This window comes from Xanthomonas cissicola, assembly GCF_008801575.1.
Lineage (GTDB): Bacteria > Pseudomonadota > Gammaproteobacteria > Xanthomonadales > Xanthomonadaceae > Xanthomonas > Xanthomonas cissicola.
The window spans coordinates 1-7,766 of record NZ_VZPL01000107.1 but is presented as its reverse complement, the minus strand read 5'-3'; the positions used below and the strand labels follow the sequence as shown (position 1 = coordinate 7,766).

Sequence of the window (7,766 nt, the reverse complement as noted above, 5' to 3'; positions counted from 1 at the left end):
GCTGCGCTGGATCGCCTTTTTGCGTGCCTGGTTGCAGGTGGTGCGGGAGCGTTCCTCAACGTGCTCAAGCACTATGCGGCTCGCAAACATGGCAATGGAGGTTTGACAGGGGTTTTTCAGGGACGACTCGATAGGCAGTTTCCACCAAGGCGTTATCGGTTGGTGTGCCACGCCGGGAGAAGTCCAGCTCCACCCCGTTTTCATATACCCACCGATCCATGACCTTGCCGGCAAACTCACTCCCGTTGTCCACCTTGACTCCTCGTGATGACGGGGGCCCATGCCGGCGAAGTCTCTACTTTACGTTGGCCCGGTTTTCCGGGAGTGGGTCATCCGCCCGCCAGAAGCGATCCATGGGAATCGGCAGGGCCGACATATGGATTCCTCCATGTATAGCTGCGATCGATATGCCGTTCACCCGCTACCGGGATCGACGTCCCCACGGCGGCCTCAGTGGACGGCGGCCGGGCCAGCTTCAGGTCATATAAGGCTCACCAATCGACCGCAAATGGGTGATCGCCCGCGTGTTGTTGCGGATCGACGTCGATGGGAAACCACCATTCGCCTCCAATTCGTCGGCGTGTTCGATCGAGAAGCCCATATCGTTCAGGGCTGCTTTATCGCCCTTCGCCAGCGCTTTGTTGGCCGCACGCATGAGGGCATTCGCCCATTGAAGGCGAGCGATCTCGAACCGGATTGCATCCGAGCTGATACGATGTTTAGTTGCCATGTCATCACCTCTATCCAGGTGGTGTAGTGGAAGTCCTGCCCGCGTGTTCCAGCACACGGGCGGGGCGCCTAGAGTAGATCAGTAGACCGTGAGGCCTTCTGATCCGACTGCTGCTCGCCGAGTTCGGCGAGAATATCGGGCCGCAATTCGAGCTCGCCGGTATAGACCAGCGGTGTGCCGCAGCGGACGTAGTTGTCATTCATTGCCTTTTCCGATCCGGGCGAGCAGTTCGGCTCGCTGTCTGGCATGGCTTTTCCGCGCTTCATCGTCAGATATCCATTTCGTATTCGGATAGTGGGCTTCCTCCAACCCCTCTCGAACCTGCTCCCGAAACCATCGATCATGCGCCGCCGTCTCGGCTAGCAATCGCAAAGTCGGCTCATCCCGAACCGTGACCTGCTCGAGCACCAGACGGTAAGCCTGCAGGGGCGACAGCCCCTGCTCGGCCAAGACCGCCGCTGCGTCGTCGTAGAGCACTTCGATCCGCGCTTTGGCCTCGTCATCTGTCATGATCAGTACCCCGCTTCCTTCTGGTGTCGCACGGCCAAAATCGTGACGGTATCGCCATCGAAGCGGTACCGAGCCACATAGCCGCTATCCCCAAAATCGATAAGCCACTCCCGATACTGTTCAGACAGATCTTCTATGAGCCGCCCCATTCGAGGGTGGGCACCGAGAGCCTGGACGCCGCGCCTAATCGCTTCGCCGGCCCGCCTCGCGGCATCGGGATTCTTCGGCCTCAGGAATTCACGCAGCCGTAGCATGTCCCCGATCGCCGCCGGCGCAAAGATTACTTGTGGCATTCTGGCGGAGGCAGTTCGTCGTCAGTTCCCCAGCTCGCGAGCCACTTGTCCACTTCCTCAGCGGTCACGTGCAGGCCAGTCGCCTGAAATTCATCCCATGCCTTGAGCGTGTCCCGGTTCAGCGCCTCGCGCTTTTCCTCGCGCTCGACGTACTGCTCAATGGCTTCGCGCATGATCCAATGCGGGGTACGCCGGCGCGCCTCTGCCAAGTGCTGAACCCGCCCTTTCAATTCATCATCAAGCTTGATGGAAGTTGCCGTAACCATGACACGGCCTCCGTAGCAAAAGGTAATACCTGAGCCTACTATAGACCGAAACGCTGACTCCGTCCATGACATCCCAATATTCAACGCGACGGACTGCCCCTTCGGGGTTTACCGGGACGACAGAGCGTTTGCTTCGCTGCGGCCGCTGCTTTGGCACGCCGCAACGCTTCTTGCTCGGCGTCTCGAAGCCGGGCGTCAATTCCATGCTCCACCATAAGGGCGATCGCGCGTCGCTTGAATTGTTCGCTGCCGGTAAGCTCGAACGCGCCCCCGTAGCTGGCCGATAGCCGCGCTATCGCCTGTGGCCGCCTGTTGCTCCACCCATTCGCGATATGACAGCCTACGATTCGTCGGATCAGCGTACAGCGCCTGACACTCTTTGCGGATCTCGCGCCGCAGTCGATCGCGCTCCCGCAGCGTCTCGGATGCGACGACGCTGTACAGCACGTTCCGGGCGGTAGCGTCCGTGACGGTCTCTTGGATTTCACGGCGCTTCCGCCGAGCGGCTTCGCGGAAAGCCGTCGAGCCTGCGAAGCTCATTGAGAATATGTGTTTCGATCTTGGTGCGCGTGCGGCGGCCAAGCGCGGCTGCGAGCACAAATTGCCCGACGCTCATACCGCAATCACGTACCCTTTCGCGGACCAAAGTTTCCTCGTCCTCATAGCACCGTATCGGCGGAAGCATGCTGGTCCTTCGTCGCTGTTCGCTCGTACTCACTGTTACGCCAATCTCTCTCGAATTCGGGGTCTCGGGGCGAAGCCCTGAGCAGGGACGGTAGGCTGCGCGTAGGGAGTGAAACGACTGGTGCGCTGCCGGTTGCTAGGACGCCATTTATGGCGGTATAGCAAACCCTACCCTGTCCCCGAAGTTACGCTGTCGTTGTTGGAAGTTTGAAGGTAGCTTGCGTGGACGATTTTTTTCAATCGAAATCGAAGGATGCAAAGAGGAACTCTGAATAGTTCAAAGCAACTCCTTTCGGCGCACTACTCGTCAGCTGGGAGTGTGTTGTTTCTCCCAGACATGTGCCAATCGATAAGACATTTTTCGGTCATCAAAACGGCACTCTCTTACTGCTCACGGGTTGCATGTAAAGTGCGCAGCCTTAGGAGCAAGCAACGCCGATCGATGGACGATGGGAAGACAAGCGTGACGACGATGGAAGCTCACTCGGCAAGGTCGGCAGATTGTGAAACAAAGTCGATCGTGACAGGCTTTATGAATCGACGAGGACGAGAGGCGATGTGATGACCTGGACGGATGATCAACTGGCGGACTACGAGACGGCACTCGAGACGATCGGCAACGCGATCGCGGTCGCATCGCGCGACATTAGCAAAGAACGGGAAAAGTCACGGCCGGACGTGCGTCGAATTGACGAAGTGCTTGAGCTGCAAAAGCGGCTCAGCGACGAGCGCCGGAGCTTGCGTATCGACGATGATGCGGCCGTTCAAGAAGCCATCGAGACTTACGGTCAAATTGTGCGTTCGGGCGAGCTCGTTAGGTAGCTTCCTGGGTGGAGACAAGGTGAGCAGAGCCGTCGATGCTGCCGCTTTTATTGCCGATCGTACGTATCGATAGCTGGGAAAGCGGAATGTGGGCAAAGGCCCGAAGGGGCGGTGCGCGCAGCGCATTGTCCACATGTAGCGAATAGGCCGGTGGACCCTGTGGGCAAAGGCGTCGGACTGTGGGCAACCGCTTGCGGTTGTCCACGGGCCGTCGCTGGTGCGCGAAGCGCATTGTCCACAAGTCCACGGGCACCAACTACCAGAAGAAGTTACAGGAACCTTTACAAGCAAACCTTACAGGTTTAGGGGAGGTCCGATTTAACGCGCCAATGGGGGCTGATTTAACGTGGTAAGCCCCTTGTGAAGGGGGCCGATTTAACGTCTTCGCGGGGGCCGATCTAACGTGGATAATTTGTAGAGTCCACAGGCTTGCTAACAGCATGCACAGCGGGTCGAATCGGTGGTGGTGATGCCATCAATAGCAGGCCGCCTGTTATGCGCTTGACCTTGGCCTGTGGGTAGACCGCCATCACGGCTTGCAACGCTGTCAGGAATTTTTTCTTGAAGTCCTTGTCCGGGTCCTTGCCCTTGTATTCTTGGCCGAATTGCTCACGTAGATTTCGCCAGTAAACCTTCGGCCCGCGCCCCTGTATCTGATGCAGGCGATAGGCCAGCCAAGCGTAGACATCAAGCGCCAATGCTGAACCTTTCAAGGCCATCAGGGCGCGGTTGTCCAGCGGGACTCCTTTCTCCATCAACTCTTGGAAGTAGCTCTCCGACAGCAGCATGACGCCAGGCCACAAAGATCGTTGCCTAGCATCCCGGTTGCCAAGCCAAGCGTCGAATTGCTCGATCGGCTCACCGTTGAACGTGCGCCCTTTGTATCCGAGCTGCAGCCGACACGCCGCCAGTGCATGCATTTGTTTGCGCAGCGTGACGTACCGATTTCCTTGCGAGTCCATTCCAACCAGGCGAAGGAACTCCGCGGCGCTGTCGCCGATCGGTATCTCGCGTGTCTTGTGCCGTTTCGCATAGGTGGACACCCACGCGAGCGCGAGGCGCGGCATCGCTCCATACGGAATGGGCTGGACCACCGGTCCGTTGCCTTCATCGAGGAGCCCAGCCTGCACGCTTAGCCAGACAGAGCCGGATTGCCGCACAAACTCCCGTCCCAGCACCTTCGCTCGCGGAAGACCGACTTGGCAAAAAACGGCATGCGTGAAGGTCATATCGTCGCCACTGGGTGGTTCCGACTCAATTGATAGGCCAAACTTGATCAGCCGTTCTTCCCGCGACGTCGTCGTTGCGTGAGCCGGAGCTGAAGCGACTTGACCGTAGGTAACGGGCTCTTCGCTAGGGCGCTCTTCCAGTGCATCGTGGGCTACCCGGAGGCTCTTCATGCAGCACCTCCAAGGCTATGCTCGAACCCCTGCCTCTTGGCGTCACCCTCGATCCATCCAGAAAAGTACGAAAACGGGTCGAGATTTTGCGGGCACGGAGTCATCGGGAGACCCGCTTCGCCGGCGTCAAATCCGGCTTGCCATGCCGACAGGTCGATTCGAACCATTACGTTCATCGCGCCCCCCCTACCAACTCGGATGAGGGGGCGGATTGGGGAGCGCTCGTCTGCGCTTGCAGTTTCGCTACCTGTTGGACCTTCGTCGGTCGGCCTCGTCGGACTTGCCGATTGGAGGGATTGGACGGGTCATCGGCACATTGCCGATCGATGAACGCCGCAACATCAACCAGGCGGAAAGCGCGCTTCCGGCCGACTTTGAACGATGGGACAGGGTATGTGCCGGCGCTCAGCCGGTTACGGATTGTCTGGGGCGCTTCGCTGGTGATCGCGGCTACCTGTGCGACGGACAGGGCGGGCGGATACAGCGACGATAGATATGCGAGCGAGGTGCCAGCATGACTGGCGGCGGACAGAGGTTTGGAGCGTTGCATGGACGTACGCCTTCTGCAATCGCCCCATCGCCTGCCGTACGGGTCAGGTGGCAAAAGGAAACGTACGTATGTCTCAACGGTATCCCCCGCGCCCGAGGGCATGCATAGCAAACACTAGCTGCGGCGCTGTTTGTTCGGTCCGGTCTTGCAGCTATCCACTATGGGAAGCGTCCGCGTGTGCGCTATGCATCGAACTTTGTACTTGCCGCCGATCCGTTGAATGCTCGGGGGCTTTCCTTGCAGGCTTGTGTCGCTCTACAGGAGCCTGCCCTCCTGTTAAACGGCCTCAGTGAGGCGACCAACGCCCCGCCACGGCACTGCCCGGAACATCGACCGGGGTTGTTTCCGGTTCGGATGGCGCTGCGGTTGCAGCCCGGGAAAACGCTGGCCAACTGAAGACGGGAAAAGCGCTGAATCTACCGAAGTATATGTTGAGATACCGATATAATTCAACGATTCTGGGAGAAGTCCGCCTGCGGCCAGACTGGCCGGCAGCGATGTCTATCCACCACCACGAGCAAAGTCAATAGCTGCATATATGGCCAACAACAACGAAGTCGCCTACACGGACACGCTTTGGAAATCGGCTGACGCCTTGCGCGGTCAAGTTGACGCCGCAGAGTACAAGCACGTCGTGCTTGGACTCTTGTTCCTGAAATACATATCCGACTCTTTTGATGCACGGCGTGAGGAGCTCAAAGCCGAGCGTGCGCCGGTTGCTTGCCAAGTATGGGTATCCGCCGGACCTCTCTGAAGATGCGACGCAACTCGTTCTACGCCAAGCAGAGTCGTCGGCTGCTGAGGCCGACGAAGATAGCTAAGTGGTCAGAGTGGATCGGATTCTTTGCTCCAATTCCGCTCCACTGCGTGGACAAATTTTTCGGTAGGATACAGAATCCCGGCGTGTACTCGGACCTACCGAAAATCGCGGCAGGCGAAAATATGCCGGTAAGCCATTGATCTAAAAGACTCTTTTTGGCTTTGTCAAAAGCCGTTGAAGAACAAAGTCTTTGAGTGGATTGGGGCGAAGAGATTGAAACCTCATTCGCATTGCGAAGGTCGTGGGTTCGATCCCCATCCGCTCCACCATCTTTCCGTCCTAGACGGTGCAAACGAGGCCAGAAAGCCCTGCGACACAAGGCTTTCCGGCCTTTTTTGTTTCCGAGGCAGTCTAGCCTAGACCGCGCAAATCCGGCGGTAGGTGACGGTAATTTTGGCGGTAGCGAGGGCATCCCCTACTCTGTTACCGTCAAGGAGCCGTCCAATGCCTCTCACCGATACCGCCATCCGTAAAGCGAAACCCGCCGCCACGCCTCAGAAGCTGCGCGACGGCAACGGCCTGTATTTGCTGCTACGACCCGACGGCGCACGCTGGTGGCGCTACGACTATCGCCGCCCGGTCACTGGCAAGCGCAACACCCTGTCGTTCGGCACCTATCCGGAAGTGAGCCTCTCAGACGCGCGAGAGAGGCTGGCGGAAGCGCGCCGCCTACTTGCGGCCAAGATCGACCCTGGCGAACAGCGGAAGGCCGTCAAGGCCGCTGGCGAGGCCGCCGCCGCGAACAGCTTCGAGGTCGTCGCCCGAGAGTGGTTCGCCAAACAGCAGAAGGATTGGAGTATCCAGTACGCGGACAAGATCATCCGCCGCTTGCAGACCGACATCTTTCCCTGGATCGGTAGCAGCCCCATCGCAGCCATTACCGCCCCGGAACTGCTGAAGCACTTGGAGCGGATCGAACAGCGAGGCGCCATCGAGACCGCTCATCGAGCCTTGCAGACCTGCGGCGCAGTCTTTCGGTACGCAGTGCGTACTAGCCGGGCCGAAGCCGATCCGACAGGTGCATTGAAAGGAGCGCTGACTCCATGGCGATCCATGCCGTTCGCTGCTGCCACCACATCGGAGGAAGCGACCACCGTGCTGCGGAAGATTGACATCAGCACCAGTAGGCCAGTGGTCAGGAGTGCCTTGCGACTGGCACCTTTGCTGTTCGCCAGACCCGGCGAGCTTGTCCGCATGAGGTGGGCGGAGCTGGACCTCGACGCCGGGCAGTGGCGTTACTTCGTGACCAAGACCAATCGCACCCATATCGCCGCCCTTTCGACTCAGGCAGTGGAAATTCTGCGTGACCTACATCCCCTGACCGGGCGCGGCGAGTTCGTTTTCCCTGGCGGACGCGACCCGCGCAAGCACATGTCGGGCAATGCCATCCTCGTAGCCGCGCGCCGCTGCGGCATTGAGAAAGATGAAAGTACCATCCATGGCTTCAGGCACATGGCAAGTACGCTGCTAAGGAAGGTCTGAATAACGAGGCCTGAGAGTGCGGGATGTCGCGTCGTTCCGAAGAGTGGCGTTTGAATCTTTGGAATTTCGCCATTTCTGGCGCTTTCCGTGGGAATTTCCTGGTTTACAGGCGCACGCTCCCCATAGCCGGCAGCAACTGCTTTCGCTTCATCCACAGATTGGAGAGCGCAAACAAGGTCAGCACGTGTGCGGTGTTTTTGGCCAGGCCG

At 58.8% G+C, this 7,766-nt stretch carries 12 protein-coding genes and 2 pseudogenes; 4 read left to right on the top strand and 10 right to left on the bottom strand.

Going from position 1 to position 7,766, the window contains the following annotated elements:
* Positions 1-136 precede the first annotated feature (136 nt).
* From F7R02_RS23135 to F7R02_RS27275, 8 genes and pseudogenes are all read right to left on the bottom strand, one after another.
* Positions 137-295 (bottom strand): annotated as a pseudogene (locus F7R02_RS23135) (IS3 family transposase); the annotation flags it as partial.
* A 180-nt stretch (positions 296-475) separates the two neighbouring features.
* Positions 476-730: a hypothetical protein gene (locus F7R02_RS23130; protein WP_235857317.1), complete on the bottom strand. Its 255-nt coding sequence runs from the start codon at positions 728-730 to the stop codon at positions 476-478.
* 68 nt (positions 731-798) lie between these two features.
* Positions 799-933: a hypothetical protein gene (locus F7R02_RS27280; protein WP_011051575.1), complete on the bottom strand. Its 135-nt coding sequence runs from the start codon at positions 931-933 to the stop codon at positions 799-801.
* Positions 926-1,240 carry a hypothetical protein gene (locus F7R02_RS23125; RefSeq protein WP_078589907.1) on the bottom strand — a complete coding sequence of 105 codons (315 nt, stop codon included), beginning with the start codon at positions 1,238-1,240 and terminating at the stop codon, positions 926-928. Before F7R02_RS23125 ends, F7R02_RS27280 begins: the two co-directional genes overlap by 8 nt.
* 2 nt (positions 1,241-1,242) lie before the next feature.
* Complete coding sequence (locus tag F7R02_RS23120; protein WP_229001948.1) at positions 1,243-1,494, bottom strand: type II toxin-antitoxin system RelE/ParE family toxin; 252 nt, start codon at positions 1,492-1,494, stop codon at positions 1,243-1,245.
* 26 nt (positions 1,495-1,520) lie between these two features.
* Positions 1,521-1,799, bottom strand: a complete 279-nt coding sequence (locus F7R02_RS23115; protein WP_004541313.1) for a CopG family ribbon-helix-helix protein — start codon at positions 1,797-1,799, stop codon at positions 1,521-1,523.
* Between the two features lie 80 nt (positions 1,800-1,879).
* Positions 1,880-2,287: an LPD7 domain-containing protein gene (locus F7R02_RS27415; RefSeq protein WP_208789137.1), complete on the bottom strand. Its 408-nt coding sequence runs from the start codon at positions 2,285-2,287 to the stop codon at positions 1,880-1,882.
* A complete protein-coding gene (locus F7R02_RS27275; protein ID WP_078589908.1) occupies positions 2,284-2,484 on the bottom strand; it encodes a plasmid mobilization protein in 201 nt (66 codons plus the stop codon). The genes F7R02_RS27415 and F7R02_RS27275 overlap by 4 nt, the downstream gene beginning before the upstream one ends.
* Before the next feature lie 560 nt (positions 2,485-3,044).
* Here F7R02_RS27275 and F7R02_RS23100 point away from each other — a divergent pair.
* Complete coding sequence (locus tag F7R02_RS23100) at positions 3,045-3,305, top strand: hypothetical protein (RefSeq protein ID WP_078589909.1); 261 nt, start codon at positions 3,045-3,047, stop codon at positions 3,303-3,305.
* Between the two features lie 398 nt (positions 3,306-3,703).
* Here the strand turns inward: F7R02_RS23100 and F7R02_RS23095 are convergent, their stop codons facing one another.
* Positions 3,704-4,705 carry a replication protein RepA gene (locus F7R02_RS23095; protein ID WP_078589910.1) on the bottom strand — a complete coding sequence of 334 codons (1,002 nt, stop codon included), beginning with the start codon at positions 4,703-4,705 and terminating at the stop codon, positions 3,704-3,706.
* A 1,088-nt stretch (positions 4,706-5,793) separates the two neighbouring features.
* On the opposite strand from F7R02_RS23095, the gene F7R02_RS23090 reads away from it, so the two are divergent.
* The 3 genes from F7R02_RS23090 to F7R02_RS23080 all read left to right on the top strand — a co-directional run bounded on the left by F7R02_RS23090 (position 5,794) and on the right by F7R02_RS23080 (position 7,557).
* Positions 5,794-6,009, top strand: coding sequence for a type I restriction-modification system subunit M N-terminal domain-containing protein (locus F7R02_RS23090; RefSeq protein ID WP_208789136.1), 216 nt, complete (start codon positions 5,794-5,796; stop codon positions 6,007-6,009).
* Complete coding sequence (locus F7R02_RS27410) at positions 5,963-6,076, top strand: type I restriction enzyme endonuclease domain-containing protein (protein WP_369333909.1); 114 nt, start codon at positions 5,963-5,965, stop codon at positions 6,074-6,076. The genes F7R02_RS23090 and F7R02_RS27410 overlap by 47 nt, the downstream gene beginning before the upstream one ends.
* A gap of 443 nt (positions 6,077-6,519) precedes the next feature.
* On the top strand, positions 6,520-7,557 hold the full coding sequence (locus tag F7R02_RS23080; protein WP_235857318.1) for a tyrosine-type recombinase/integrase: 1,038 nt from the start codon (positions 6,520-6,522) through the stop codon (positions 7,555-7,557).
* 103 nt (positions 7,558-7,660) lie between these two features.
* Here F7R02_RS23080 and F7R02_RS23075 read toward each other — a convergent pair.
* Positions 7,661-7,766, bottom strand: a pseudogene (locus tag F7R02_RS23075) (IS5/IS1182 family transposase); the annotation flags it as partial.